Source organism: Bradyrhizobium roseum (genome assembly GCF_030413175.1).
Classification (GTDB): Bacteria; Pseudomonadota; Alphaproteobacteria; order Rhizobiales; family Xanthobacteraceae; genus Bradyrhizobium; species Bradyrhizobium roseum.
In genome coordinates this window covers 715,665-740,328 of the sequence record NZ_CP129212.1, presented here as the reverse complement: position 1 = coordinate 740,328, position 24,664 = coordinate 715,665, and the positions used below count along the sequence as shown (strand labels likewise).

The window sequence follows — 24,664 nt, the reverse complement described above, 5'->3', positions numbered from 1 at the left end:
CGAGGGGCCTCGGAAGTCACCTCGCCCCGCTCGTTGCGGGGAAAGGTCGGATGGCGAAGCAATCCGGGCGACGGGCTCTCTCGGCGAACCCAGCGCGTTGAGAGAGCCCCTCACCCCTGCCCTCTTCCCCGTGAAGAACGGGGAGAGGGAGCGTCTCCTACTCCGTCACCGGCTTGTCCGAAATATCCCAATCCTTGCCGTTGAACTCCGAGATGTAGAGCGTCTTCATCGGCGTGTAGTCGTCGGGCGTGTAGCTGAAATTGACGCCGTCGAGGAAATACGGCGAGTGGAAGCCCGCCAGCGTCGTGGCGTGCTTGAGCACGTTGGCGCGGGTGAGTTCGTCACCGCAGCGGCGCAGGATTTCCGCCATCGACGCGACCTGGCCATAGCCGGCGAAGGCGATGGTGTTGTCCGGATCGACCGTGGGCAGATATTTCTTGCGCAGTTCCTCGAACGCCATCACGTCCGGATCCTTCTCGAAGCGCGGCACGCCGACTTCCTTGGCGTACCGGATGGCAACGATACCGGTGCAGTTCTCGAGGCCGGCCGCGCTGAGGATCGAACGCCCGGTCGATCCCGCGGACAGCAAATGCAGCGGCTTCCAGCCGAGTTCCGCCACCTTGCGGATCGACTGCGACGACGCCTTGCCGGTCGAGATGTTGTAGAACACATCCGCGCCGGATTTGGAGAGGTTGATGAGCTGTGAATCGACCGTCGGCTCGGTCAAATCATAGCTCTGTTCCATAATCACCTTGGCGGTGCCGCCGGCGTCGGCCAGCACCTTCTTGAAGGGGCCGAGGAAGTCACGGCCGAAATCGTCGTTCTGGTAGAGGATGCCGACCTTGGCGTTCGGCTTGGCGCCGATCACGTGCTTGGCGAGGATGCGCGCCTCGGTCGGATACAGCGGCAGGCCCGCCATGGTCCATTTGAAGTTCTTCGGGTCGTTCCATTTCGACGCGCCGGTATTGAGCAGCAGCTGCGGCACGCCCTTCGAATTGAGATATTTGTGCACGGCGGTCTGCGGCGCGGTGCCGAGCGAGCCATACAGCGCCAGCACCTCCTCCTGCTCGACCAGCCGCCGCGTCGCCTCGACGCATTTCGGCGCGCTGTAGGCGTCGTCCATCGAGAAGAATTTCACCTTGCGACCGTTGATGCCGCCCTTCTCGTTCAGCATCTGGAAATAGGCCTCGCCGACCCGGCCCAGCACGCCGTAGAGCGAGCCGGGACCCGAATGCGGCACGGTCTGCCCAAGCTTGATTTCGGTGTCGCTGGCGCCCGGATCGTATTTCTTTGTCTGCGCCCAGACGAAGGGTGCGGGCAGCGTCGATGCGAGGATGGCGCCGAGCGCGGTGGCGCCGAATTCGCGCCGGGTCTGCTTCTTGTTCATTGTATCTCTCCCTTATGGCAGTCTTGATCCGGCATTCCGGCGTCACTGGCAATAGCTGACATGCCGCACGCAATGCGCCATTCGGTGGGCGCGTAGCGCCTAGACTCAAGTTTTAGCGGCGACGGCGACCAAGCCCGGCACGGGGGCATTATCCTCGTTCCGCGCCGAGCTATTTTCCAGCAGCGCTAATTGGAGGCCGGCGGATTCGACCGTGGCGCGGACGTAAGCCGCGGCGTGGGCATAGCGCAGCCCGCTGCCGATCACGACGCCTTCGCCGTCATGGGTTTCGGCGGTAAAGGCAAACAGCCCGCCCGCGGTCAGCACACGGGCGGCCTCTGCGACGACAGGCGCGAGTTCGGCGACGTACACCACGGCGTCCGCGGCCAGAATGAGGTCGACACTGGCGTCCGGCCGCGCGCGCAGGCCTTGCAGCATGTCGGCGACCTCGAGTTCCGCATAGAGCGAAGTGGCCCGCGCCCGCTCGATCATGCGCGGCGAGAGGTCGACGCCGATGAAATGATCGACCGTGCGGGCGAAGGCCGCTGCGGCAAGCCCGGTTCCGCAGCCAAGATCGATGGCTCGATCAAAGAGCGCCGGCCTGCGGGCCGCCGATCGCACCGACAGCACCGCCTTGAACAGCAGCGCCGGGCCGCGGTAGCCGAGATCGCCCACCAGGGAGGCTTCGAACCGCGGCGCGTACTGATCGAACAATGTCTGCACATAGGCCTGCGGCATGCCGGACACCGGCTCGGCGCCAAGCCGCATCAAGCGAAGCCCGGCGCCGTGGCGGTCGCCGGGATCGCTGGCCTGCGCCTTTTGATAGGCCACGACGGCGGCATCATGCTCGCCGAGTTCTTCGCGGATGCCGCCGAGCGTGAACCAGGCCGACGTGAAATTCGGCGCCAGCTCGATCGCCTGCAGCAGCAGATCGGCCGCGGCCGCCAGATCGCCCTTCAATTGCAGATCGCGCGCGAAATCGAAGCGGCGGTCGGCCATCAGATCGCCGGAGGAGAGAAACAGGCGCGAGGGCATGACTTCCAGGAAAGTATGGGTTCCAGGATGGATGCGCGGGTCAAGCCGGCGCATGGCGGGTAAAATTCGACGCAAGACCTCCTATATAACGCCGCATGCGCCCGCAAGACATCCTGATGCCCGTTCCCGCCGGCCTGTGCTGCAAGCCCGGCGGCTTTCATATCGACCCGGTGCGCCCGGTGGAGCGCGCCGTGATCACGCACGGCCATTCCGATCACGCCCGGCCGGGCCATGGCGCCGTACTCGCCACGCAGGAAACGCTCGACATGATGCGGCTGCGCTACGGCGACAATTTTGCGCGAACGACACAGGCTATCCGCTACGGCGAGGAAATGACGCTCGGCGACGTCAGGATCAAATTCCATCCGGCCGGCCATGTACTGGGCTCCGCGCAGGTCGCCGTGACCTGCGAGGACACCTGCATCGTCGCCTCCGGTGATTACAAGGATGCCAAAGATCCGACCTGCACGCCGTTCGAAGTGGTACCCTGCGACGTCTTCATTACAGAAGCGACGTTCGGCCTGCCGGTGTTCCGTCACGGCGATGCGGCGGATGAGGTGAGGAAGCTGCTGGCATCGGTGGCGCTGTTTCCGGAGCGCGCGCATCTGGTCGGCGCCTATTCGCTCGGCAAGGCGCAGCGCGTGATCGCGCTACTGCGCGAGGCCGGCCATGACGCCCCAATCTATCTGCATGGCGCGATGGAAAAGATCACGTATTACTATGAAAGCCGCGGCATCGCGCTCGGCGAGCTGCGCGCCGTGAAAGGCGTGAAGAAGGCCGATCTCGCCGGCACCATCACGCTGGCGCCGCCCTCGGCCACATCTGATGTCTGGACGCGGCGCTTCCCCGATCCGGTCACGGCATTCGCCTCGGGCTGGATGCGGGTACGGGCGCGCGCCCGGCAGCGCGGCATCGAGCTGCCGTTGGTGATCTCCGACCACGCCGACTGGGACGGCCTGACCGCCACCATCGCGGCCACGGGCGCCGGCGAGGTCTGGGTCACGCACGGGCAGGAAGACGCGCTGGTGCACTGGTGCAAGTCGCGCGGGCTTGCTGCACAGCCGCTCGACCTGGTCGGCTATGGCGATGAGGAAGAGCACGAGCCGGCAGTGGCCGACGAGGCCGAGGCATGAACCGTTTCGCCGACCTGCTCGACCGCCTCGCCTACGAGCCCGGCCGCAACAACAAGCTGCGGCTGCTTACGGCCTACCTGCATGACACACCCGATCCCGACCGCGGCTACGCGCTCGCCGCGCTGACCGGCGCGCTGTCGTTCAAGCACGCCAAGCCGGGGCTGATCCGCGATCTGATCATGGATCGTACCGACCCCGTACTGTTCGGGCTGTCGTACGACTATGTCGGCGACCTCTCGGAGACGGTCGCGCTGATGTGGCCTAAAGCCCCGCTGCCCGGCCACAACAACCGGCCTCCCCCCACCCTCTCCGAGGTCGTCACCACGCTGCGCACCCTCGGCAAGACCGAACTGCCAAAACAGCTCGCGCGCTGGCTCGACGAACTCGACGAGACCGGCCGCTGGGCGCTGCTGAAACTCGTCACGGGCGCGATGCGAATCGGGATTTCGGCGCGGCTGGCGAAGACCGCGGCGGCCGCCCTCAGCGACAAGGACCCTCACGACGTCGAACTGATCTGGCCCGGACTTGCCCCGCCCTATCTCGACCTGTTCGCCTGGCTGGAAGGCCGCGGTGAAAAGCCGGTCAACCTCGATCCAGCGCCGTTCCGCCCGGTGATGCTGGCACATGCGATCGAGGATACGGACTTTGCCAGTCTCGATCCCGCGGACTTCGTCGCTGAATGGAAATGGGACGGCATTCGCGTGCAGGCTGTCTCGGGCCGCGACGAAAGCGGGCACATGCAGGCACGGCTCTACTCACGCACCGGCGAGGACATTACCAAAAGCTTTCCCGACCTGGTCCCCTCGCTCCGTCTGCCCGGCGCCATCGACGGTGAACTGCTGGTGTTGCGCGAGGGCCGGGTCCAGACCTTCAACGTGCTGCAGCAGCGGCTGAACCGGAAAGCCGTTTCGCCAAAGCTGATCAAGGAATTCCCGATTCACCTGCGCGCCTACGATCTGCTCGGAGACGATGAGAACGATTTGCGCGAACTGCCGTTCGCCGAGCGCCGCGCGCATCTCGATAAATTCATCAAGAAGCTGGATGACCCGCGTATCGACCTGTCGCCGACGATCGCCTTCGAAAGCTGGGAGGCGCTGATGGCCGCGCGGGCCGATCCCGCAAGCGCCGGCGCGGGCGAAGATGCTGAAGCCGTGGAAGGCGTGATGCTGAAGCGGCGCGACGCGCCCTATTTGCCAGGGCGGCCGAAGGGCCAGTGGTGGAAATGGAAGCGCGATCCGCACATCATCGACGCCGTCCTGATGTATGCGCAGCGCGGCCATGGCAAGCGCTCGTCCTACTATTCCGACTACACGTTTGGCGTCTGGACTTCGGGCGAGGACGGCGAGCAGCTGGTGCCGGTGGGCAAGGCTTATTTCGGCTTCACCGATGAGGAACTGCTGCAGATCGACCGTTTCGTCCGCCGCAACACGACCGAAAAGTTCGGTCCGGTCCGCCATGTCGTGCACGAGCCGGAGCAGGGGCTGGTGCTGGAAGTGGCGTTCGAGGGGCTGGCGCGCTCGCCGCGGCACAAATCCGGCGTCGCGATGCGGTTTCCCCGCATCAGCCGGCTGCGCTGGGACAAGCCACCGCGCGAGGCCGACCGGCTGGAGACGCTGGAACGGATGCTGAAAGACGTGACGGCAAATTAACGTTCCGCTGTCGCATGGCAGCCATTGACGGCGAGACGCGGGTTCCCCATTTGCCTCGCCGTGCTCTATACTGTTGCGGACCATTCCGCGGGAGAAACCGATGCCGAACGACGTACGAGACCTGCCGGCCAGCAATGACGGCTTGTACCGATTCCTCGGCGGCTCGCCGCTGTCGGTCGCGTTCCGGCTGATCATGCTGTCGATTCTGGTCGGCGTGGTGCTCGCCGCCATCGGCTTCGACCCCTGGAACATCCTCATCAGCATCCGCATGCTGTTCCAGCGGCTGTGGGATCTCGGCTTCGACGCGGTCAACTGGCTGTGGCGCTACTTCCTGCTCGGCGCCGTGATCGTGATCCCGATCTGGCTGCTATCGCGGCTGTTCGGCACACCGCGCGGGCGATAGGTCGGACCGGCAAGGCTGCAGCCGATGCAATTGCGATTTGTCGGCTGCGGCGACGCGTTCGGTTCCGGAGGCAGGTTCAACACCTGCTTCCATGTCACGGGCAACCACGTCAATTTCCTGATCGATTGCGGGGCGTCGTCGCTGCCGGCGCTGAAGCGGCTCGGCATCGCGCGCGAGAGCATCGACCTGGTCCTGATCACGCATTTCCACGGCGACCATTTTGGCGGACTGCCATTCCTGCTGCTGGACGCGCAATTCACACGGCGCGCCCGTCCGCTTGTGATTGCCGGCCCGCAGGGCATCGAGACCAAGCTCGCCGCGCTGATGGAAACGCTGTTCGAGCATTCCTCCAAAACAAAGCCGCGCTTCGATCTTTCGGTCGTCGCGCTCGAACCCGAGCACAGCAGGATTTTTGGCGAGGTCAAGGTGACGCCCTATCCGGTGGTCCACGGCGAATCCGGCGGACCGTTCCTGGCCTATCGCATCGAGGCGGAGGGCCGCGTCATTACCTACAGCGCCGATACCGAGTGGACGGACACGCTGATCCCGGCGGCGCGCGGCGCGGACCTGTTCATTGCCGAGGCGTATTACTATGACAAGATCGTCAAGAACCATCTCAGCCTGAAGACGCTGGAAGCGCGCTTGCCTGAGATCAACGCTAAGCGGCTGGTACTGACGCATATGAGCGAGGACATGCTCGCTCGCGTCGGCGAACTGCCCTATCTCGCGGCCCATGACGGCATGGCCGTCGAGTTGTAGGCATGCACTCTCCCGTAACGCCGTCCAAAGTCACGACCGCGCAGGTGTTCGCCATCGCCGGTCCCGCGATGGTCGCGAACCTGACGACGCCCCTGATCGGCATCGTCTCGACCACGGCGATCGGCCGGCTCGGCGACGCCACGCTGCTGGGCGGCGTCGCCATGGCCTCCGTGTTGTTCGACTGCATGTTCTGGCTGTTCGGATTCTTGCGGATGAGCACGGTCGCCTTCACCGCGCAATCGCTCGGCGCCGGCGAGACGAATGAATTGCGCGCTATCCTGTTGCGTGGGCTTATCGTCGCAGCGCTGGTTGGGGCTGCGCTGATCGTCCTGCAGATCCCGCTCGCCACGGTTCTGCTCAACGCGATGGGCGGCAGCGATGGCGTCACGCGCGCGGCAAAGACGTATTTCGTGATCCGGATCTGGTCCTCGCCGCTGGCGCTGGGCAACTATGTCGTGCTGGGCTGGCTGATCGGACAGGCCCGCGCCAGACTGGCGCTGGGCACTCAGGTCACCATCAACCTCATCAACATGGCGGCGACCGTTCTGCTGGTGCTGGTGTTCGATTTCGGCATCGCCGGCGCCGCCATCGCCGCGCTGATTGCTGAAGCCGCCGGCCTCGTCCTTGGACTGCTGATCGCACGCCACCTTTCGAACGGGCAGTTCGCGGCTTCCCGCGCATTGCTGTTCGACCGCGCCAAGCTGATGCGCATGCTCGCGGTCAACCGCGACATCATGATCCGCACCGCGTCGCTGATCGCGGCCTTTTTGTTCTTTACCGCTCAAGGTGCCCGCGCCGGCGACGTGACGCTCGCCGCCAACGCGGTGCTCAACAATTTCCTGCTGATCAGCGCCTTTTTCCTCGATGGTCTCGCCAACGCCGCCGAGCAGCTCTGCGGCCGTGCCTACGGCGCGCGCGACAGGGATGCCTTTGCCGGCGCCGTCAAGCTCATCGTGAGGTGGGGTTTTGGTTTCGCGCTCGCGGTCGCCGCCTGTTTCCTGCTTTTCGGGACTTTTTTCATCGATGTGATGGCGGCGAGCGAAGAAGTACGTCGCATCGCACGCTATTATCTCCCGTTCGTAATCTTTGCACCGCTGCTCGGCGTGTTCGCGTTTGCGTTCGACGGCATCTATATCGGCGCGACCTGGGCGCGCGACATGCGCAACCTGATGGTGCTGTCGCTCGTGATCTTCCTCGGCGCGTGGTTTGCGCTGCGATCATTCGGCAATGCCGGGCTATGGGGCGCACTGCTGGTGCACTACGCCGCCCGCGGCGGGCTGGAAGCGCTGAGATATCCGGTGTTGTTGCGGAAGTCGTTCGGTCCGTAGCCCGAATCACTTCACCGGCCAATCCTCGGCCGTGATCGCCGCGGCATCCGCGCCAACGATCTCCGACAGCGAATCCCGCCCGGTGCGCAGCAAGGTCGAAGCCAGATCGTTCTTGATGTCCTCGACCAGCCCGAGCCCCTTGTAGACCAGCGACGAGTAGAGCTGGATCAGGCTGGCGCCGGCGCGGATTTTCGTCAGCGCCGCGCCGCCGGAATCAATGCCGCCGACGCCGATCAACGGAAATGCGCCCTCCGTGCGGACATAGGTCTCGGCCACCATGCGGGTCGACAGTCGAAACAACGGTCGGCCGGACAAGCCGCCCTGCTCACTGGCGCGGGACTGTTCACGCAGCGACGAGGGCCGCGCCAGCGTGGTGTTGGCGACGATCATGCCGTCGACGCGGCGGGAGCGCGCGATGTGCACGACGTCGTCGAGTTCGGTCAGGCTCAGGTCCGGGGCGATCTTCAGCAGCACGGGTGAATCGCCGGCATTCTTGCGCACGCGTTCGCGCGCATCGATCACCTTGGCCAACAAATCGTCGAGCGCCGCCGATTGCTGCAGGTTGCGCAGGCCTGGCGTATTCGGCGAGGAGACGTTGACCGTGAAATAGCTCGCGACCGGCGCGAACGTCTCGATCAGCTTGACGTAGTCGGCGACGCGGTCGGTCGAATCCTTGTTGGCCCCGACATTGACACCTACGATGCCGCCGTGATGAGCGCGCGCGGCAAGGCGGCGCAGCGCGGCTTCCGCGCCGTCATTGTTGAAGCCCATGCGGTTGATCACGGCTTCATCCCGCTCCAGGCGAAACAGCCGCGGCCGCGGATTGCCGGCCTGCGGCTTCGGCGTTACGGTGCCGATCTCGACGAAGCCGAAGCCGAGCCGCAACAGTGCGTCGGGCACCTCCGCGCTCTTGTCGAAGCCCGCGGCCATGCCGATCGGATTGGGGAAATTCAGGCCGAAGGCGCGCACCGCCAGCTTGTGGTCGTCGGCGCGCGGCTTGACCGGCGGCAGCAGCCGCAGGCCCTGGATCGCCATGCGATGCGCGTCCTCCGGATCGAACCAGCGCAGCAGCGGCAGCGAAAAGGCATCGAAGGCGCGGATCACGGCATCAGTTCCGGAATATCATGCGTGCCGTCAGACCGCGCGCGCATGTCGAGGATGGCTGTCACGGCGCCGAGATCGAGTTCACCATAGAGATGCGGGAACAATTCACCGTTGCGCGACGGTTCCCAGCGCAGGGCGTCGCCAAGCGCATGCGCATCGACCGCGACGAGGAACAGGCCGGTCTGACCGACATAATGCTTGCGCGCCGTCTCGGCGACTTGAGACGCCGTGGAGAAGTGAATGTAACCGTCGCGCAGATCGTCGCTGCTGCCCCGGTAGACACCTTGCCGTTCGGCCTCGCGCCAGGCCGAGGCGGGAGTGATTTTATAGATGGTGCGCACGGCTTTCCGGGCTTGTCGTTGAGACGGATGGGATTTCCCGGAAAATGGCCGGGTGGCGGTCGACCGTAAAGGCGGCAGCCCGGCAACTCAAGCGCTGCCGCATCAGGCGTGGGGGAAGATTTGCGCCGCGGAGCGGAATGAGGCAATAATTCCTAGGCGATTCCCGGATTTTATATGGCCAGGCACCCCAAGGCTCAGCGCATTCTGACCCACGCCCAGGTCTGGAGCGCGCTCGACCGGCTGGCCGAACGCGCCGGAATGTCGCCATCCGGCCTCGCCAAACGCTCAGGCCTCGACCCCACCACCTTCAACAAGTCGAAGCGCATCACCGCCGACGGCCGCGAGCGCTGGCCTTCCACCGAATCGGTGTCCAAGGCCCTGGCGGCGACCAATTCCTCGATCGAAATTTTTGTACAGTTGATCGGCGACGGCGCGCGCGGCCTGCAATCGGTTCCGCTGCTCGCGCTCGCGCAGGCCGGCAGTGGCGGCCATTTCGACGCCAGCGGCTTTCCGGCGGGCCGCGGCTGGGGCGAGGTGACGCTGCCGCAGGCCTCCGACGAGCACGTCTATGCGCTGGAGATCTCGGGCGACGCGATGAAGCCGGTCTATCGTGACGGCGACATCATCGTGGTGTCGCCAGGAACGCCGATCCGACGCGGCGACCGCGTGGTGCTCAAGACGTCGGACGGCGAGGTGATGGTCAAGGAATTGAAGCGCCGAACGACAAAGACGCTGGAACTGGCTTCGCTGAATCCGACCCAGGCCGACCGCGTCGTTAACGCCGACGAGGTCGCCTGGATCGCACGGATTGTCTGGATGAGCCAGTAGGATTGTCACGCCGTGACCGACGTGCTGAGCGACCTGCTGCAACATTCGCTGCGCCTTGTGTTGTGCGGGACCGCTGCCGGAACGACATCCGCTGCCGAGCGGGCCTACTACGCGCACCCGCAAAACAAGTTCTGGAAGATTTTGCACGAGACGAAGCTGACACCGGAACGGCTGCAGCCGCATCAGTATCGCGACCTGCTGCAGCATGGCATCGGCTTGACCGATCTGGTGAAAGCGGGCGCCGGGATGGATCGCGACACACTTCCCAAACTGACCGCAGCGGATCGCGCCCGGCTGAGTACGGCGATCGCGACATTCCGTCCAACATTCCTCGCCTTCACCAGCAAGACCGCCGGCCAGAAATTCTTCGACGGCAAGCGGGACTATGGCCAGCAGGTGGAGGCGATCGGCGACACCAGGGTGTGGATACTGCCTTCGACCTCCGGCGCCGCCAATGGAAGCTGGCGGCCGGAGATCTGGCACCGCTTTGCAAATGAGGTGCGAGCGGCGGGGCGGGTGACCAAGCCCTGATTGCGCTGGTTGTGCGAGCAGGTGAATCGCGGACGCGAAGCGGCAGCGAGATGGGCAAAGGATTGTAGCTGCGGAAAGACACCCTCATCCCGCCTTCGCCAACCTTCCCGCTTCGATCGCGTCGATCTGCAGCGCGACGTAGCGGCTGTAGATCCGGGCTTGGGAAAACGCGCCACCGACGAACCACAGGCCCGGTTGCGGGGTGCGCGTCCACATGTTGCGCAGTTCCGACGTGGCGTCGTCAAAGCCCCAGACGCGGCCGACACGCGTTGCTACCTCCGCGCCAAACAATTGCGTGAGCAAGTGATCTGGCCCCTTGTAGCCGGTGGCGAGCACGAGGAGATCGGCCTTGCGCACGGTACCGTCGCGCAGCTTCAAACCATCGGCCACATAGGCTTCGATGTCGGCGGCCTGGATCAGCTTGATCTTGCCGTCGGCGATCAGCTCGGAGGCGCCGACGTTGAAGTAATAGCCGCCGCCGCGGGTACGAAACTTCAGCGGCCATCCGGTGCCATCCTCGCCATATTCGAGCCGGAAGCCGGCCGCCTCCAGCCGCGTCAACAACGGCGCGTCGAGACGCTTTACCTCGTCGGTGACCAGCTTGTGCGCCAGCTTCATCACCGGCAGCGGCACGCCCGAATTGAGGATGTCACGGGACGCGATGGACGGACCGTCGCCGAGATAGGCCTTGTCGTAAAGCTGCGCCGGCTCGACATTGACGACCATGGTCGGGCTGCGCTGCACCATGGTGACGTCGGCGCCCGCGGCCTGCAACTCCTGGCAGATGTCATGCGCGCTGGTGCCGGTACCGAACACGATGACCGGCCGCCCGGCCCATTCCCGGCCCGCCTTGAAGCCGCTGGAGTGCAGCACCTCGCCCTGGAAATTCTCGATGCCTTCGATCTCGGGAATGTTCGGCGTGCCGCTGACGCTGGTCGCCAGCACGATGTGCTTTGGTTTGAGCGTGCGCACCTCGCCCTCGCGCGTCAGCCGCGCGGTCCAGCGCTGCGTGGCCTCGTTGTAATCGGCGCCGTCGAACGCGGTATGCGTCCAGAAGTCGACCTCCATGATGTCGACATAGCTTTCCAGCCAGTTCGCGATCTGGTCCTTCGGGATGTAATCCGGAAAGGTCCTGGGGAACGGCAGGTAGCGCAAATGATTGACCGGCGTCTTGTTGTGCAGCTTCAGCCCGCGATACCGCAGCCGCCAATTGTCGCCGATCCGCGCCATGCGGTCGACCACCAGCGCCGACAGACCGATGCGCCGGGCCTCCACCGCCACCGAAATGCCGGCGTGGCCGCCGCCGACGATCAGCACGTCGGGGTCCCGATCGTCGTAAGCGGCGGAAACCCGCCGCTGCTCGAGCCAGTCCGGGCCGGCAAAATCCCTGATATGGGACGTCGCGGCGGCCGCCTCGCGCGCGGCGCAGATGGCATCGAAATCGAGCGAGGTCGAGATTGTCCAGGCGCGCGCCACGCCGTCTTCTTCGCGCAGCAGCCGGACGGCGCCATAGCCGGGGCCGTTGACGGTTTCGAAGGCAAAGATCGCCTCCAGAACCTCGCGACCGCCGACTTTCGCCGCGCGCGGCAAAAGCCGCGCCGTGTCGAGACGAAAGCCGTGCGCCCGGGCCCAGACCGAACGCGCCACCAGTTCGGCCGCGACCGTGCGTTGGCCGCTGAAGGTCGCAAATTGCCAGGACAAGCCGAACAGATTGCGCCAGTGGCTGTCGGCCACGAACAACCAGGACAATTCCGCCGCCGACCGCCGTTCCAGCGCCGTGCGGAATGCGGCAAGCCAGGCTTCCGTAATTTCACGGTGGCTTTCATCAGGCGGCAGATCCGGCCGGTCCAGCATGGCGGTATTTCCCTATGAATTCTTGTCGTTATCGCCATCTGACCGCAGCTTTTGCGCCAGCACAACCGCCGTGGCGCCTTTGCAAGGCGGCCTGCGCGGAACGAACACCCGCCCTTTCGTACCGGTTCGGCCGCATTGCCGCCGCCGCGCGACCCCAATGGTTTACGCAACGTTCAGCACTGCCCCCTATTCTCTGCGTCCTGCTGCCAGAACCGGCTTGAAACGCTCAGGACGAGCGATGTTGGAACGATCGATCGCCGACGAGGTCGAGGCGGCCGTCACGGCCGGCTCCGCCGACAAACATCTGGATACGCTGAAACAGGTCACCGACCTGTTTCTGCGTTCCGCCGACGGCTATTCCGGCGAACAGATCGAGCTGTTCGGCGACGTGCTCGAACGGCTGATTCGCACCGTCGAACTGCGCGCGCTGGCCGACGTCTCGGCGCGGATCGCGCTCGCTGAAATGAGCACACAGCTCGCCTCCACCAAGCAGGCGCCCGCCAACGTGGTCCGCCGCCTGGCCAACAATGACGAAATCACGATCGCGCGGCCGGTGTTGACGGAATCGGCGCGGCTGACGGCCGAAGACCTGATCGCGCTGGCGCAGACCAAGGGCGAGCCGCATCTGCTGGCGATCTCCGGGCGCTGGTGGCTGACCGAGATCGTCACCGATGCGCTCTTGAAGCGGCATTACCCTTCCGTGAGCCGGCGGCTTGTCACCAATCCCGGCGCCCGGATGTCGGCATCCGGCTACGCCATCGTGCTGAAGCAGGCGGAGCACGACCCCGACCTGGCGGTCGAAACCGGCATCCGCGTGGATTTGCCGGCCGAGCTACGCACGCAATTGCTGCGCAGCGCCACCGAAGCGGTGCGCACGCGGCTATTGTCACGCGCGCCGCCGCATCTGTTCGAGGAAATCAGGAACGCGATCGCGCTGGCCGCCGCCGGCGCCAACCGCGAGATGGCGCGCACGCGCGATTTCACCGCGGCCCGCCGCTTCGTTGCGGCACTGGCCAAGAACGGCAAGCTCAACGAGCCGATGCTGCTGGCGTTGGCGAAGGAGCACAAATACGCCGAAACGGTCGCGGCGCTGGCCGAACTGTCGGGCTCGGCAATCGACGTGATCCGCCCGGTGATGCAGAGCCTGCGCGACGACGGCGTACTGATCCCCTGCCGCGTCGCAGGGCTGAGTTGGGAAACGGTCGACGCCGTGCTCAACAGCCGCTTCGCCTCGGGCTGCATGGGCCGCTACGAACTGGCGAAGGCGAAAGAGCAATACGGCAAGCTGACGCTCGAAAGCGCCCGCCGCCTCCTGAAATTCTGGCAAGTTCGCGCCGCCGACGCCCCGCCGAAGGTAGGGTGAGCAGAACGCTCTTGCCTTCTTCCCTTGTGGAAGAAGGTGGCGCGAAGGCCGAAGGAGGGGTTCTCTCAACGTCCATGACTCGCTGAGACATACCCCCCATCCGCCCTCCGCTTCGCTCCGGCACCTTCTCCCACATCCGCCTTCGCCAAAGCTTCGGCGGACAAGAGGGGAGAAGGGAAAACAATCTCAAGCCGCCCTGATCATATCGGGGTTGAGATGGTTCAGCCGCGGCATCACTTCCTGCTTCAACAGCCGCAGCGAGTTGTGCCAGGCCTCCGGCTTGTGCTTGTAGTCGAAGCCGAACACCAGCAACGTGCCAAAGCCGCCGACCTCGTGATAGATCTTTTCGATCTTCTCGGCGACCGTCGAAGGCGAGCCCACGATCCAGTTGTTGCGCGCGCAATATTCCGCTGTCACGTCGGAGTCCGGCACATTGGGATTGGCCTTGAGATAATCCTTGAAGCCGAAATGGCCGAGCAGCGGCAGGAAGTATTCGTTCATCATCCTGCCCATCATGTCGCCGACCGACAGTCGCCACGCTTCCTCGTCGGTATCGGCGACGAACACCTCGCGCACCATGCGCCAGTCGCTGCGGTTCGGCTTGCGGCCGGTTTTGGCCGCGCCGATCTCGACCGCTTCCCAGTGGCTGCCGACATAGGCCGGGTTGAGGTTGAGGCTCATCGGGATGTAGCCGCGCTCACCGGCGAGTTTCAGCGTGTCCGAGCCTTTCGAGAGGCCGGCGACACCGATCGGCGGATGCGGCGGCTGCAGCGGCTTGATGTGGGGTTTGAGGAAGTCGAACATCACATCCGGCTTGTTCACCGTCCAGTACTTGCCCTTGTAGGACCATGGCGCATCCTCGGTCCACATTTTCAGGATGATCTCCAGCGCCTCGCGCGTCATGTCGCGGTTCTGGCCCGACATGCCGTCGACGTTGAACATTGCCCAGTCGCTCGGCAGGCCCGATGCGGCAATGCCGAAATTCAGCCGCCCGCCGGACAGGTGATCGAGCATGGCGACGCGGTTGGCGAGTTCGGCCGGATGGTGGTAGGGCAAAAGAAATCCGCCTGGACCGAGGCGGATGTTCTTTGTCTGCAAAAATGCTTGCGCGAGAATGAGATCCGGCGAGGGATGCGGTTCCCACGGCGCGGTGTGGTGTTCGCCGATCCAGGCTTCCTGGTAGCCGAGTTCATCGAGCCACCGCAGCGTCTGCAGATCCCAGTCGTGACCCTCCTTCAACCCGCACTCCGGCGGATGGGACGGCATCGTGAAATATCCGATCTCCATGGGGCGTCCTCGCTATGTGTTTTGTTGAAAGCGCGTCTGTCGCGCGCCAGCGAGAGCATAGCATGCCGAGGCTGTGGCCGAGATATGACGAAATGGCGAGGCAGAGGTCCGCGGCGGTGTGACGCGCGCATCCCTTCTCCCACATCCGCCTTCGCCAAGGCTTCGGCGGACAAGAGAGGGGAAGGAAGAGCGGCGTATGCCGCTACCTCGTGCCGAATGTCGTGGTGCCGAACAGCGCCTTTTGCGTGGAGGGCTGCGAGCGCCAGTATTGCGGCGGTGCGAAAACTTCGCCGCCGAGTTCGGCGGCGGCGTGCCAGCCCCAGCGCGGGTCGTAGAGAATGCCGCGCGCCAGCGCGACCATGTCGGCCTTGCCGGAAGCGATGATCTCCTCGGCCTGCTTCGGCTCGGTGATCAGGCCGACGGCGATCGTCGTAAGACCGGTGGCCTCCTTGATGGCCTGCGCGAACGGCACCTGATAGCCGGGACCGAGCGGGATTTTTTGCAGTGGCGAAACGCCGCCCGAGGATGCGTCGATCCAGTCGACGCCGCGCTTCTTCAATTCCCCGGCGAATTCAATGGTCTGCGGCAGATCCCAGCCGCCTTCGACCCAGTCGGTGCAGGAGACGCGGATGCCGACCGGCTTATCGTGCGGGAACGCCTCGCGCACCGCGTCGAACACTTCGAGCGGAAACCGCATGCGGTTCGGCAACGCGCCGCCATACTCGTCGGTGCGCCGGTTGGCGATCGGCGACAGGAATTGATGAAGCAGATAGCCGTGCGCGGCATGCACCTCGATGGCGTCGATCCCGAGCCGCTCGGAACGCTTCGCTGCAGCGACAAAAGCTTCGCGCACCCGCTTCAGTCCCGCCGCGTCGAACGCCAGCGGCGGCGTCTCGCCCTCCTTGTGCGGGATCGCCGAGGGGCCTTCCGGCCGCCAGCCGCCTTCGGCCACCGGGATCAGTTGCCCGCCATCCCACGGCGTGTGGCTCGATGCCTTGCGGCCGGCATGCGCCAGCTGGATCATGATTGCGGCCTTCGAGCGCTTGCGCACCGAGGCAAGGACCGGCTTCAGCGCGGCCTCGGTGGCGTCGTTGTAAAGGCCGAGGCAGCCGGGGGTGATGCGGCCGATCGGTTCCACCGCGGTGGCCTCGATGCAGAAGATCGCGGCCCCCGACAGCGCCAGCGAATTGATGTGGGTGAAGTGCCAGTCATTGGCCTCGCCGTCGACGGCCGAGTACTGGCACATCGGCGCCACCATGATCCGGTTGGCAAGGTCAAGGCCGCGCAGCTTGATCGGGGTAAACAGGGCGCTCATGGGAATGGGATCCGGACCGGAGGGAAGCTGGCCGCGATGCTAGAGCATGATCCGAAAAAGTGGAAACCGGTTTTTCGAAAAGATCATGCTCAAACAAATAGATGCGACTTCTTCGGATCGCATCATGGTCGAGCCGCTTCCCTCCCCTCCAGCCGCCGGGAGCGCAACCCTCCCCTACGGCTTGATGCCCGCAGCCTTGATCAGCTCCAGATTCGCCGCCATCTCGCGCTTGAGAAGGTCGTCCATCTCGGCCGGCTTCATCGGCATCGGTTCGAGGCCGAGCTTTTTCAGGCTCGCCTGCATCGCCGGATCGGCCAGCACCTTCTCGCTCGCCGCGTACAGTTTTTCGACGATCTCGCGCGGCGTCTTGGCCGGCGCGAGCACACCGAACCAGATGTTGCTGTCGGCGTCCTTCAACCCGATCTCGACCGGCGTCGGCACGTCGGGCAGTTCGGCGACGCGCTTGGCCGTCGAGACCACCAGCGCGCGGACCTGGCCCTCGCGGATCAGCGGCAGCGCGGTCGCCAGCGGGCAGAAATACAGGTCGATCCGCCCACCGAGGATGTCGGCGATCACTTCCGGGCCGGCGCGATACGGCACATGCGTGGCTTCAATCCCGGCAGCGAAGCGGAATTTTTCGCTCGAGATATGCACGGCGCTGCCGATGCCGACCGAACCGAACGAGATCGAGCCGGGCTTGGCCTTGGCGTCGGCGATGAAGTCCTGGATGGTCTTCCAGGGCCGCTCCTTCGGCACGATCATCACGTTGGCGCTGGATCCGATCATGAACACGGAGGCGAGGTCGCGGGTGGGGTCAAAGGTCGCACTCGGAAAGATCGCCGGTGCGATCGTCAGCGCCGACGACTGGGCGAGAAGGCTGTAGCCGTCGGGATCGGATTTCGCGACCAGCGCCGAACCGACCATGCCGCCGCCGCCGGCGCGGTTTTCGATCACGATCGATTGACCGAGCTCGACTGCGAGACGCTCGAACACCAGCCGCGGCACCACGTCGGCCGCGCTGCCCGCGCCGAACGGAATGGTCGCCTTGATCAGCCGCGTCGGCCAACCCGTTGGCTGGGTTTGCGCCTGTGCGGCGGGGGCGGTAACGACTGCCCAAAAGCTGAGAAATACGCAAATAACGCGAAGAGACTTGTTCATCAAAAGCTCCGTTTCATCGCCTGGAGCGCTGCAAGAACCGTTCCGTTATTACCCCCCCCCCCCGCTACTCCACCAGCGTGAATTGCAGCAGCAGATTACGCTGGATCAGCGAGAAATTGTCATCCGAGATCAGCGTCAGCACGGTGTCGCCCTCCGGAGTGACATGGGCATCGATGCCTTCCATGTTGTCGATTTCATCGCCGAGATCGGCCTCGAAGATCGAAGGCCCGTCGATGACGGCACCCGGGACGACGGAGGCAAGCGCGACGCGGCGGATGCGGATGCCGACGCCGCCGAGCCAGGAGAATTTGCGCTCCAGGATCAACAGCGCGCCGGTTGGCAGCAACACCGCGTCGCTGATATCGAAATTCTCGGTACGGCGGATCGAAAACTGCCCGGGCGACTTCCCGCCGATCAGAAAGCCCAGAATATTGCCTTGGGCGTCAAGGCCGCGTTCGGAGAGCGCGATCAACGTCCCCGCCAAGGGCAGGTTCTTCGGCACGGCCACCAGCGCCTCGATGCCCTTGTTGTGTGGCAGCCTGCGCGCCGCCGGCGGCAGCGGCACGGTTTCGGCCAGCGCCCGGGTAAAACCCTTGGCGAAATCGAAGCGCAGCAACTGGTTGGCGCGCTCGATGCCGACATAGGCCAGCGAACCGTCGAGCGCGAGCGCCTCGGTATCGAACCAGCCACGCGAGGTGATCGGCTTGCCGTCGGGGCCCAGCATCGGCGAGGCCTCGACGTCGTCGAGCCCGATCATGTCGCGGCCCTTGTAGAGGATACGGCCGGTGAACCAGCCGCCCTTGTCGCTGATCGCGATGACGCGCTCGCCCTTCGTGTCGAGCCGCAGGCCGGACAATCCGCCAAAACCGCGAAACCGCGAGGTCAGGATCAGCCCGCTACGGTATTCGAGTTGGCCGAACCGCGCACGCGAGCGGTCGCGGGTGTCGAAGGAGGGCAGCGGCCGGGCATTGACCTCGATCGAAACCGGCGCGGTGACCGCGAATTCGTCCGGGACGGCCGGCTTCGGTGGCCGCTGCACGGCCGTTTGCGCCAGCGCCACCCCGGGGACAGCAGCCACCGAAAGCCCCGCCGCCGCATACGTCAACAGCCAGCGGCGGCCTATCGGCGTGCGCATGCTCTCACGAATGCAGCCGGCGCGGCCGGCGGCCCGTGGTGGGCGCGGCGACATGGGTCTCGCTGAACAGTTCGGCGAGCTTTTCGGTGATCGCGCCGCCGAGTTCTTCGGCATCGACGATGGTGACAGCGCGGCGATAGTAGCGCGTAACGTCGTGGCCGATGCCGATCGCGATCAGTTCGACCGGCGAACGGGTCTCGATCTCCTCGATGATGTGGCGCAGATGCCGTTCGAGGTAGTTGCCGGGATTGACCGACAGCGTGGAATCGTCGACCGGCGCACCGTCCGAGATCATCATCAGGATCTTGCGCTGTTCGGGCCGGCCGAGCAGCCGCTTGTGCGCCCAGTCGAGCGCCTCGCCGTCGATGTTTTCCTTCAACAAGCCTTCGCGCATCATCAACCCGAGATTCTTGCGCGCGCGCCGCCAGGGCGCGTCGGCCGACTTGTAGATGATGTGGCGGAGATCGTTGAGGCGGCCGGGATTGGCCGGTTTACCAGCGGCCAGCCACGCCTCGCGCGACTGCCCGCCCTTCCAGGCACGGGTGGTAAAGCCGAGAATCTCGACCTTGACGCCGCAGCGCTCCAGCGTACGCGCGAGAATGTCGGCACAGGTCGCCGCCACCGTAATGGGGCGGCCGCGCATCGAACCGGAATTGTCGAGCAGCAGCGTCACCACGGTGTCGCGGAAGGTCGCTTCCTTCTCATGCATGAAGGACAGCGGATGATAGGGATCCGTGACGACGCGCGACAGCCGCGCCGGATCGAGGATGCCTTCCTCGAGATCGAACTCCCAGGCGCGGTTCTGCTGCGCCATCAGTCGGCGCTGCAGCCGGTTGGCGAGCCGCGCGACGATGCCCTGCAGGTGTGCGAGCTGCTTGTCGAGATAGCTGCGCAGGCGCTCCAGTTCGTCGTGATCGCAGAGATCTTCGGCCGCAATCACCTCGTCGAATTTTGGCGCAAAGGCGTGATATTCCGGCCCACGCGGCTCGTTGGCGCCGCGCGAATTCGGTCGCGTCGCCTCACCCGGCGTCTCGTCGTCGCCGAGTTCGCCGTCGTCGAACGTGTCGGACGTGGAGGCCTGTGCGCTTTCCATCGCGCTCTCCGACATTTCGTCGGTGGAGGCTTGCGCCTGATCGGCGCTCATTTCCTGCGCGGCATCGGAATCGGGCGAACCCTCGGCGCCGGACTGATCGTTCTCGCCATCCTGGTTCTCGTCGTTCTCGTCATCATCGGCGTCCGCATCGCGGTCGTCGCCGAGGTCGAGCGCCGACAGCAGGTCATGCACGAGATCGCCGAACTTGGCCTGGTCCTCGGTGACGCGGCTGAGCTGGTCGAGCCGGGCGCCGATCTTGTCTTCCAGCGCCGGCCGCCAGAGATCGACCATCTTCTTCGCCGCCGCCGGCGGCGCCAGCCCCGTCAGACGCTCGCGCACCAGCATCGCCAGCGCATCCGACAACGGCGCGTCGGCGCGGTCGGTGATCTCGTCATACTTGCCGCGGTGAAAATGATCGTCGAGCATCGCGGTCAGGTTTTTCGCGACCCCCGCCATCCGGCGCGAACCGATCGCCTCGACGCGCGCCTGCTCCACCGCCTCGAACACGCCGCGCGCCTGCGGGTTTCCCGGCATCAGCTTGCGGTGCACCTTGGGATCGTGGCAGGCGAGCTTGAGCGCGATCGAATCGGCGTGGCCGCGCACGATCGCAGCATCCCGCCGGGTCATCTTGCGGGCGGGCTCCGGCAGCCGCGCCTTGCCGGGCGCGAGCCCGGGACGTTCGGCCGCGAACGTCACGTCGAGTTCCGGCGCCTTGGCGATCGCGCGCAAACAGGAGGTCACCGCGCGCTTGAACGGCTCGGTCGGCGCTTCCTTGGATCCGGTACGGAATTTGGAGTTGGAGGTGGTCATGGGATCGCCCGAAGCTCCAGCAGCATGTTATTCTTCCGGCGACCGGAGATCGTCAAATTCGATGACACGCGTCGTAATAACGGACCAGTCATAAGGGCAGACTTTCGGGAAGAGCTTTTTAGCGATCCCGGTTTCGGCCGCAGCGTTGTCCCGCGCATCCTCATACCCCTCTTCTGTCGCCTCTGGAATGCGCGACTTGAGGCTCGGGTTCTTGCGCAGGACGCGCGCAATCCGTTTCCGCTGCTCGTGCACAGTATTCAACCAACTTCGCGATCGATGCGTCGGTTGATGGTCCCATTTCAAAAGGTGCATCATCAGGATGCTCAACGCACTTTCCAGTTTGTCGTACTGATCGTGCCCCACGTCCGCCAGTTCCTCAGCTATATTCTCCGCGTCGACTTCGGCCAGCCGACCGGCCTTCAGCAGCGCGACCTGAGCCTCGACCCAGCCGTAGAGATCGTCCTCGTAGCGGGCGGACGCGGTCGATGTTTCGTTCGATCCGGGACGGACCTTGCTGGTCGTCGTGCTCATCGCATTCGCTTTCTTTTGCAGAATCCAACGGTGCCAATCGATCAGAGCGCTTTCTTGAATCGGAACCAGATCATTCCGGCTTCGGGAAAATCGTCAACCTGCCCGTAGGCCGCGTAGCCGTTCTTCCTGTAGAAGGCCGGCGCCTGAAACGAATAGGTATCGACGAGAACACCAACTGCACCCCTGTTTTTCGACTCAGCTTCCGCAGCGCGAAGCAATCAGGCTCCAAAGCCGCGGCGACGATATCGCTCCTCCACCCACAGCAGAGTGAAGACCATCCAATGGCCGACACCTTCGGCGACCAAACCGCCTCGAACAGTTTCGTTCTCCCTCACTGTGACCGCGAACGATTTCGGCGGACTGCCCGCCTGATGCTCACAATTGAAGGCCTCGAGACCGGCTGCAACGAATTTTTTCGTCGCGCCGTAAGTCGTCTCGATCCGGACTTCCACCGGGACGACCGCTAGCTCAGCGCCACGTTCACCGAGCTCTCGGGCAGCTCCTGATTGAAGCAGCGCTGATAGAATTCGGCCACCAGCGGCCGTTCCAGTTCGTCGCACTTGTTGAGGAAGGTGACGCGGAACGCGAAGCCGATATCGCTGAAGATGTCGGCGTTCTCGGCCCAGGTGATCACCGTGCGCGGGCTCATCACCGTCGAGAGGTCGCCATTGGCGAACGCGTTGCGGGTGAGATCGGCGAGCCGCACCATCTTGTTGACGATGTCGCGGCCTTCCTGCGTGCGATAGTGCTTGGCCTTCGCGAGCACGATCTCGACTTCCTCGTCATGCGCCAGATAATTCAGCGTGGTGACGATCGACCAGCGGTCCATCTGGCCCTGGTTGATCTGCTGGGTGCCGTGATAGAGGCCCGACGTATCGCCGAGGCCGACCGTGTTGGCGGTCGAGAACAGCCGGAATGCCGGATGCGGCTTGATCACCTTGTTCTGGTCGAGCAGCGTCAGGCGGCCAGAGACTTCCAGCACGCGCTGGATCACGAACATCACGTCGGGACGGCCGGCGTCATATTCGTCGAACACAAGCGCGATATTGTGTTGCAGCGCCCAGGGCAGGATGCCGTCGCGGAATTCAGTGACCTGCTTGCCGTCACGGACCACGATCGAGTCCTTGCCGACGAGGTCGATACGGCTGATGTGGCTGTCGAGGTTGACGCGCACGCAGGGCCAGTTCAGCCGTGCTGCGACCTGTTCGATATGCGTCGACTTGCCGGTGCCGTGATAGCCGGTGACCATGACGCGACGGTTGTGGGCGAAACCGGCGAGGATCGCGAGCGTGGTGGCGCGGTCAAACCGGTAGTCAGCATCGACATCCGGCACATGCGGATCGACTTCCGAATAGGCGGGCACTTCGAGATCAGTATCGATTCCAAATACCTGCCGAACGGACACCTTCATGTCGGGCAATCCGGCGGGCTGCGTAACTTTGCTCATGGCGGCGGTCGTCATCAATCCTCCGAGATCCCGGGCGTTCCCGAAACCAGATTTGTTGAATGGCTGCGGATGGGGGCTTGGGTCAACTTAGCAGAGAGCACGGGCCGGCAGAAGCCCGCGGCGAAATGAAAGTTCCGTCGCCTTATCATCTAGATAGGCTGTGTATCAGGTTTTTGGAGGGCTGCCCTGCGAATCACGCCGCACTTTTGCCTACCTGGGTGCCCCGCCGGCTGAAATCGGGCCTCTCAGGCACTTTCAGCCGTGGTCAGGGCTTGATAGCTCTGGTGCGTTAGCCCCTTTGGCGGAAGGCAGATGGTGACTTCGTTCCTTGATCCCGTGATTGCATTTGTTTCCGCCCACCCGTGGCTGGCCTATCTGACATTATTTATGGCGGCCCTGTTCGAGGCCACCCCCGTGGTGGGGGCGCTGGTGCCGGGCTCGACCATCATCCTGGCCCTGAGCGCGCTGGTGCCGGGCGGCGAACTGACGCTGTGGGGTGTGCTGGCGGCGGCGATCACAGGCGCCCTGATCGGCGACGGTTCGGCGTTCTGGACCGGCCACCGCGCGCAACGCGAAATCCTCAATGCCTGGCCGATGGCGAGATATCCCGCCGCAATGGCGCAGAGCGAGGCGTTTTTCCATCGCTGGGGGACGTTGGCGGTGTTTTTCGGGCGTTTTGTGCCTCCGATCCGCGCTTTCGTGCCGGTCACGGCGGGCGCGCTCGGGATGCGCCCCGCGCTGTTCTTCGGCGTCAATATTCCCGCGGTGTTGGCCTGGGCGGGCGCGCATGTGCTGCCGGGCGTGCTCGCGGTCTCGGCCCTGCATCACTATGCCGGCCTGCCGCACCACCAGCACGTCGGCAAGCATTTGTGGATGCTTGCCGTGTTCGCGGCCGCGATCATGGCCCTCGGCGTCTGGGCGTTGCGCCGCCGCCGGATCGCAAAGGCTTCCTGATCAGGCCCGCCCCGGGCCGCGCCCGGGCGCCGGACCGACATAGCGCGCGCGGGGCCGGATCAGCCGGCCGTGCTGCAATTGTTCGCAGGCATGCGCGATCCACCCCACCGTCCGCGCCATGGCGAACAGCACCAGTTCATGGCCGGGGGGCAGGCCGAGCGTGTGCACCAGCACGGCCAGCGCGTAGTCGATATTGACGAACTCGCCGGTGGCTTCGGCAATGCTCTCGGGGATTTCATGGGTGAACTTGCGGTCCGCGCCGCAGCGCGCCAGCGCCGCCAGCAGCGCCCGCGCGCGGGGATCGCCGTGCTTGTAGACGCCGTGACCGAAGCCGGCAAAACGTTCGCCGAGCGCGACGCGCTCGCGGATTACGGGAGCGACCTCGCCATTCGCCAGCGTCTTCAGGAGCTGCGCCGCCAGCACGCCGGCGCCGCCGTGCTTCGGGCCCTTCAGCGCCACCAGGCCGGCGATCACGGAGTCAAAGAGGTTGAGTCCGGTCGAGGCCGCACAGCGGACGGTGAAGGTCGAGGCGTTCAGTTCGTGATCCGCCAGCAGCACTAGCGCGCGGCGGATCAGGTCCGGCGCATGCTTGTTGTCAGGGGCCCAGACGCGTGCGATCTGCACGTGAAGCGGTTTTGCCGATGATTTCGCGTTCAGCATGGTCGCGACCACCAGCCGCACGATGCGGCCACCGACCATCGCGCGTCCGTCGGGCGCCCGGGTGAAGGCGCGCGGGTCGGCAGCGGCCGCCAGCGCCAGCACGGATATCGCGCGATCGATCGCGTTGGCCTTGCTCGTGGCCTCGGCGACAGCGCGCATTTCATCCGACACAACAGGGCAATTGTCCTGCTCGAACGGATCGACGCCGGTGACGTCCCACAACAGCGTCGCGGCGTGTTCGAGGGTGTCGCGCTCGGCCAGATCGATGCAGTTGACGCCGCGATAGATCGCGCCGTCCTCGGTGATGGTCCCGACGGCCGAATCCAGCATCGGCAGATCGGCGTCGAAACTGCGCATGCCGCGCGGCTCGGGCGCCGGCGTGCGCCGCTCCTTCAGCGTGCGGACGTCCTCGGCCCGGTAGCGGTGGCTGCGGGAATCCTCCGACGGCTCCGAGCGGATCAGCCCACGGCTGACGTAGGCGTAGAGGGTGGCCTGCGAAATCGCGAGTTCGGCCGAGGCCTCGCGCGCCGAGAGGTACAGGCCGGCGGATTTTTTCATATTG

Annotated in this window: 24 protein-coding genes; 10 read left to right on the top strand and 14 right to left on the bottom strand. The window is 64.9% G+C overall.

Going from position 1 to position 24,664, the window contains the following annotated elements:
* Nucleotides 1-157: 157 nt before the first annotated feature.
* Together QUH67_RS03345 and QUH67_RS03340 are read right to left on the bottom strand one after the other, a co-directional pair.
* Entirely contained in the window at nucleotides 158-1,387 is a 1,230-nt protein-coding gene (locus tag QUH67_RS03345; protein WP_300945228.1) for an ABC transporter substrate-binding protein, read from the bottom strand.
* 105 nt (nucleotides 1,388-1,492) lie between these two features.
* Entirely contained in the window at nucleotides 1,493-2,419 is a 927-nt protein-coding gene (locus tag QUH67_RS03340; protein WP_300947924.1) for a class I SAM-dependent DNA methyltransferase, read from the bottom strand.
* Between the two features lie 95 nt (nucleotides 2,420-2,514).
* Between QUH67_RS03340 and QUH67_RS03335 the strand changes: the two genes are divergently transcribed.
* The 5 genes from QUH67_RS03335 to QUH67_RS03315 all read left to right on the top strand — a co-directional run bounded on the left by QUH67_RS03335 (nucleotide 2,515) and on the right by QUH67_RS03315 (nucleotide 7,691).
* Nucleotides 2,515-3,552: a ligase-associated DNA damage response exonuclease gene (locus QUH67_RS03335; RefSeq protein ID WP_300945227.1), complete on the top strand. Its 1,038-nt coding sequence runs from the start codon at nucleotides 2,515-2,517 to the stop codon at nucleotides 3,550-3,552.
* Nucleotides 3,549-5,201: a cisplatin damage response ATP-dependent DNA ligase gene (locus QUH67_RS03330; protein WP_300945226.1), complete on the top strand. Its 1,653-nt coding sequence runs from the start codon at nucleotides 3,549-3,551 to the stop codon at nucleotides 5,199-5,201. Before QUH67_RS03335 ends, QUH67_RS03330 begins: the two co-directional genes overlap by 4 nt.
* Before the next feature lie 100 nt (nucleotides 5,202-5,301).
* Nucleotides 5,302-5,604, top strand: coding sequence for a DUF6460 domain-containing protein (locus tag QUH67_RS03325; protein ID WP_300945225.1), 303 nt, complete (start codon nucleotides 5,302-5,304; stop codon nucleotides 5,602-5,604).
* Between the two features lie 24 nt (nucleotides 5,605-5,628).
* Nucleotides 5,629-6,363 carry an MBL fold metallo-hydrolase gene (locus QUH67_RS03320; protein ID WP_300945224.1) on the top strand — a complete coding sequence of 245 codons (735 nt, stop codon included), beginning with the start codon at nucleotides 5,629-5,631 and terminating at the stop codon, nucleotides 6,361-6,363.
* Between the two features lie 2 nt (nucleotides 6,364-6,365).
* On the top strand, nucleotides 6,366-7,691 hold the full coding sequence (locus QUH67_RS03315; RefSeq protein WP_300945223.1) for an MATE family efflux transporter: 1,326 nt from the start codon (nucleotides 6,366-6,368) through the stop codon (nucleotides 7,689-7,691).
* 6 nt (nucleotides 7,692-7,697) lie between these two features.
* Here the strand turns inward: QUH67_RS03315 and QUH67_RS03310 are convergent, their stop codons facing one another.
* Both QUH67_RS03310 and QUH67_RS03305 read right to left on the bottom strand, forming a co-directional pair.
* Nucleotides 7,698-8,795: a quinone-dependent dihydroorotate dehydrogenase gene (locus QUH67_RS03310; RefSeq protein WP_300945222.1), complete on the bottom strand. Its 1,098-nt coding sequence runs from the start codon at nucleotides 8,793-8,795 to the stop codon at nucleotides 7,698-7,700.
* Entirely contained in the window at nucleotides 8,792-9,136 is a 345-nt protein-coding gene (locus QUH67_RS03305; RefSeq protein ID WP_300945220.1) for a DUF952 domain-containing protein, read from the bottom strand. The genes QUH67_RS03310 and QUH67_RS03305 overlap by 4 nt, the downstream gene beginning before the upstream one ends.
* Before the next feature lie 174 nt (nucleotides 9,137-9,310).
* Here QUH67_RS03305 and QUH67_RS03300 point away from each other — a divergent pair, with 174 nt between their 5' ends.
* The gene (locus QUH67_RS03300; RefSeq protein WP_300945219.1) at nucleotides 9,311-9,964 is read left to right on the top strand and encodes a S24 family peptidase; all 654 of its coding nucleotides are present in this window, start codon (nucleotides 9,311-9,313) and stop codon (nucleotides 9,962-9,964) included.
* A gap of 12 nt (nucleotides 9,965-9,976) precedes the next feature.
* A complete protein-coding gene (locus QUH67_RS03295) occupies nucleotides 9,977-10,495 on the top strand; it encodes a mismatch-specific DNA-glycosylase (RefSeq protein WP_300945218.1) in 519 nt (172 codons plus the stop codon).
* 84 nt (nucleotides 10,496-10,579) lie between these two features.
* On the opposite strand, the gene QUH67_RS03290 is transcribed toward QUH67_RS03295, so the two are convergent.
* Entirely contained in the window at nucleotides 10,580-12,349 is a 1,770-nt protein-coding gene (locus QUH67_RS03290) for a flavin-containing monooxygenase (RefSeq protein ID WP_300945217.1), read from the bottom strand.
* 238 nt (nucleotides 12,350-12,587) lie between these two features.
* Here QUH67_RS03290 and QUH67_RS03285 point away from each other — a divergent pair, with 238 nt between their 5' ends.
* Nucleotides 12,588-13,712: a DUF2336 domain-containing protein gene (locus tag QUH67_RS03285; RefSeq protein WP_300945216.1), complete on the top strand. Its 1,125-nt coding sequence runs from the start codon at nucleotides 12,588-12,590 to the stop codon at nucleotides 13,710-13,712.
* A 186-nt stretch (nucleotides 13,713-13,898) separates the two neighbouring features.
* On the opposite strand, the gene QUH67_RS03280 is transcribed toward QUH67_RS03285, so the two are convergent.
* From QUH67_RS03280 to QUH67_RS03250, 7 genes are all read right to left on the bottom strand, one after another.
* On the bottom strand, nucleotides 13,899-14,999 hold the full coding sequence (locus QUH67_RS03280; RefSeq protein WP_300945215.1) for an LLM class flavin-dependent oxidoreductase: 1,101 nt from the start codon (nucleotides 14,997-14,999) through the stop codon (nucleotides 13,899-13,901).
* Between the two features lie 202 nt (nucleotides 15,000-15,201).
* Nucleotides 15,202-16,314 (bottom strand): NADH:flavin oxidoreductase/NADH oxidase, encoded by a 1,113-nt coding sequence (locus QUH67_RS03275; protein ID WP_300945214.1) that lies wholly within the window; start codon nucleotides 16,312-16,314, stop codon nucleotides 15,202-15,204.
* 174 nt (nucleotides 16,315-16,488) lie between these two features.
* A complete protein-coding gene (locus tag QUH67_RS03270) occupies nucleotides 16,489-17,472 on the bottom strand; it encodes a Bug family tripartite tricarboxylate transporter substrate binding protein (RefSeq protein ID WP_300945213.1) in 984 nt (327 codons plus the stop codon).
* 64 nt (nucleotides 17,473-17,536) lie between these two features.
* Entirely contained in the window at nucleotides 17,537-18,607 is a 1,071-nt protein-coding gene (locus QUH67_RS03265; RefSeq protein WP_300945212.1) for an esterase-like activity of phytase family protein, read from the bottom strand.
* A 4-nt stretch (nucleotides 18,608-18,611) separates the two neighbouring features.
* On the bottom strand, nucleotides 18,612-20,510 hold the full coding sequence (cobT, locus tag QUH67_RS03260) for a cobaltochelatase subunit CobT (RefSeq protein WP_300945211.1): 1,899 nt from the start codon (nucleotides 20,508-20,510) through the stop codon (nucleotides 18,612-18,614).
* Between the two features lie 27 nt (nucleotides 20,511-20,537).
* A complete protein-coding gene (locus QUH67_RS03255) occupies nucleotides 20,538-21,041 on the bottom strand; it encodes a DUF29 domain-containing protein (protein ID WP_300945210.1) in 504 nt (167 codons plus the stop codon).
* 41 nt (nucleotides 21,042-21,082) lie between these two features.
* Nucleotides 21,083-21,259 carry an N-acetyltransferase gene (locus QUH67_RS03250; RefSeq protein WP_300945209.1) on the bottom strand — a complete coding sequence of 59 codons (177 nt, stop codon included), beginning with the start codon at nucleotides 21,257-21,259 and terminating at the stop codon, nucleotides 21,083-21,085.
* Nucleotides 21,260-21,322: 63 nt separating this feature from the next.
* On the opposite strand from QUH67_RS03250, the gene QUH67_RS03245 reads away from it, so the two are divergent.
* Nucleotides 21,323-21,508, top strand: a complete 186-nt coding sequence (locus QUH67_RS03245; protein ID WP_300945208.1) for a hypothetical protein — start codon at nucleotides 21,323-21,325, stop codon at nucleotides 21,506-21,508.
* Here QUH67_RS03245 and cobS read toward each other — a convergent pair.
* Nucleotides 21,505-22,503 (bottom strand): cobaltochelatase subunit CobS, encoded by a 999-nt coding sequence (gene cobS / locus QUH67_RS03240; protein WP_407080402.1) that lies wholly within the window; start codon nucleotides 22,501-22,503, stop codon nucleotides 21,505-21,507. The genes QUH67_RS03245 and cobS overlap by 4 nt on opposite strands.
* A 300-nt stretch (nucleotides 22,504-22,803) precedes the next feature.
* On the opposite strand from cobS, the gene QUH67_RS03235 reads away from it, so the two are divergent.
* Nucleotides 22,804-23,442, top strand: coding sequence for a DedA family protein (locus QUH67_RS03235; protein WP_300947923.1), 639 nt, complete (start codon nucleotides 22,804-22,806; stop codon nucleotides 23,440-23,442).
* On the opposite strand, the gene QUH67_RS03230 is transcribed toward QUH67_RS03235, so the two are convergent.
* Nucleotides 23,443-24,660 carry a citrate synthase family protein gene (locus QUH67_RS03230; RefSeq protein WP_300945206.1) on the bottom strand — a complete coding sequence of 406 codons (1,218 nt, stop codon included), beginning with the start codon at nucleotides 24,658-24,660 and terminating at the stop codon, nucleotides 23,443-23,445.
* Between the last annotated feature and the right edge of the window lie 4 nt (nucleotides 24,661-24,664).

Excerpts from the sequence above, each read along its gene's own strand:
- QUH67_RS03300 (WP_300945219.1), top strand. The coding sequence starts at position 9,311 with ATGGCCAGGCACCCCAAGGCTCAGCGCATTCTGACCCACGCCCAGGTC.
- QUH67_RS03290 (WP_300945217.1), bottom strand. The coding sequence starts at position 12,349 with ATGCTGGACCGGCCGGATCTGCCGCCTGATGAAAGCCACCGTGAAATT.
- QUH67_RS03340 (WP_300947924.1), bottom strand. The coding sequence starts at position 2,419 with ATGCCCTCGCGCCTGTTTCTCTCCTCCGGCGATCTGATGGCCGACCGC.
- QUH67_RS03320 (WP_300945224.1), top strand. The coding sequence starts at position 5,629 with ATGCAATTGCGATTTGTCGGCTGCGGCGACGCGTTCGGTTCCGGAGGC.
- QUH67_RS03315 (WP_300945223.1), top strand. The coding sequence starts at position 6,366 with ATGCACTCTCCCGTAACGCCGTCCAAAGTCACGACCGCGCAGGTGTTC.
- QUH67_RS03245 (WP_300945208.1), top strand. The coding sequence starts at position 21,323 with ATGGCCGACACCTTCGGCGACCAAACCGCCTCGAACAGTTTCGTTCTC.
- QUH67_RS03285 (WP_300945216.1), top strand. The coding sequence starts at position 12,588 with ATGTTGGAACGATCGATCGCCGACGAGGTCGAGGCGGCCGTCACGGCC.
- QUH67_RS03335 (WP_300945227.1), top strand. The coding sequence starts at position 2,515 with ATGCGCCCGCAAGACATCCTGATGCCCGTTCCCGCCGGCCTGTGCTGC.
- cobT (WP_300945211.1), bottom strand. The coding sequence starts at position 20,510 with ATGACCACCTCCAACTCCAAATTCCGTACCGGATCCAAGGAAGCGCCG.
- QUH67_RS03230 (WP_300945206.1), bottom strand. The coding sequence starts at position 24,660 with ATGAAAAAATCCGCCGGCCTGTACCTCTCGGCGCGCGAGGCCTCGGCC.
- QUH67_RS03255 (WP_300945210.1), bottom strand. The coding sequence starts at position 21,041 with ATGAGCACGACGACCAGCAAGGTCCGTCCCGGATCGAACGAAACATCG.
- QUH67_RS03270 (WP_300945213.1), bottom strand. The coding sequence starts at position 17,472 with ATGAACAAGTCTCTTCGCGTTATTTGCGTATTTCTCAGCTTTTGGGCA.
- QUH67_RS03275 (WP_300945214.1), bottom strand. The coding sequence starts at position 16,314 with ATGAGCGCCCTGTTTACCCCGATCAAGCTGCGCGGCCTTGACCTTGCC.
- QUH67_RS03265 (WP_300945212.1), bottom strand. The coding sequence starts at position 18,607 with ATGCGCACGCCGATAGGCCGCCGCTGGCTGTTGACGTATGCGGCGGCG.
- QUH67_RS03325 (WP_300945225.1), top strand. The coding sequence starts at position 5,302 with ATGCCGAACGACGTACGAGACCTGCCGGCCAGCAATGACGGCTTGTAC.
- QUH67_RS03345 (WP_300945228.1), bottom strand. The coding sequence starts at position 1,387 with ATGAACAAGAAGCAGACCCGGCGCGAATTCGGCGCCACCGCGCTCGGC.
- cobS (WP_407080402.1), bottom strand. The coding sequence starts at position 22,503 with ATGACGACCGCCGCCATGAGCAAAGTTACGCAGCCCGCCGGATTGCCC.
- QUH67_RS03330 (WP_300945226.1), top strand. The coding sequence starts at position 3,549 with ATGAACCGTTTCGCCGACCTGCTCGACCGCCTCGCCTACGAGCCCGGC.
- QUH67_RS03280 (WP_300945215.1), bottom strand. The coding sequence starts at position 14,999 with ATGGAGATCGGATATTTCACGATGCCGTCCCATCCGCCGGAGTGCGGG.